The sequence below is a fragment of the Vibrio sp. 1727 genome (assembly GCF_033344415.1).
GTDB classification, from domain to species: domain Bacteria; phylum Pseudomonadota; class Gammaproteobacteria; order Enterobacterales; family Vibrionaceae; genus Vibrio; species Vibrio alginolyticus.
Genome location: NZ_JAWPOT010000260.1, coordinates 1 through 705, shown reverse-complemented (window position 1 = coordinate 705; position 705 = coordinate 1). Strand labels below are relative to the sequence as shown.

At 47.4% G+C, this 705-nt stretch carries 1 protein-coding gene and 1 pseudogene; both read right to left on the bottom strand.

Annotated features, from left to right (window positions below):
- Window positions 1-101: pseudogene (locus tag R8O10_RS25135) on the bottom strand (glutaredoxin); the annotation flags it as partial.
- Window positions 102-145: 44 nt separating this feature from the next.
- On the bottom strand, window positions 146-705 hold a 560-nt coding region (locus tag R8O10_RS25130), incomplete at its 5' end, for a DMT family transporter (protein WP_318191944.1).

Here is a 705-nt window from a genome sequence, read left to right as displayed (position 1 = left end):
ATATCTTTGGTTAGCGTACATTCGCCGCATGGGATGTTCACTTTGAACGGCCCCCAACTGCCAGCCCAGCGATAAAGTGTGATTTTGATTGGTTGTGTCATAGAATGTTCCTCATTTCCTTTCCTGAAAATATAGAACTCAAAAGCTAGATTTTTCTTTCAACTAACTTTGTCTTTTTTGCTTCCCAGTGCGTGATGAATGCAATCGACGCCACAATAATCGCAGCGCCTAGCCACAAACGACCAGGAGGCACCCATCCAAAGACCATCCATCCAGCCAGCACATTTAAAGGCAGTTTAGCGTGATCGAAGGGTTGAACGAAGGAAGCGTCCGCAACTGCGTAAGCTTTCACAATCGCCCATTGCGCTAATGCTGTTAGTGCACCAGCAAAAAGAAGGATCAGCCAAATAGTCCAGTCACTAGGCATGGTAAAGCTTGGTATCGCTAGCACAATATTGAAAGGTGTGATCAGTAACAACAAGTAAACCACCATGGTAGACGGTGGATCGTTTACCGACATCTTTTTCACCATCAAAGAATACGCCGCCCAAAAGAAGGCCGCCCCAACAGGCAGTAGAGTTTCCCAAGTGAAGGGGTCTGACCATGGCTCTAAGATGATCATGGCACCGATAAAGCCAGTTAGTGTGGCAAGCCATCGTGCGGTGCCCACTTTCTCTTTCAAGATAAGCCCTGAGCCTACGGTCG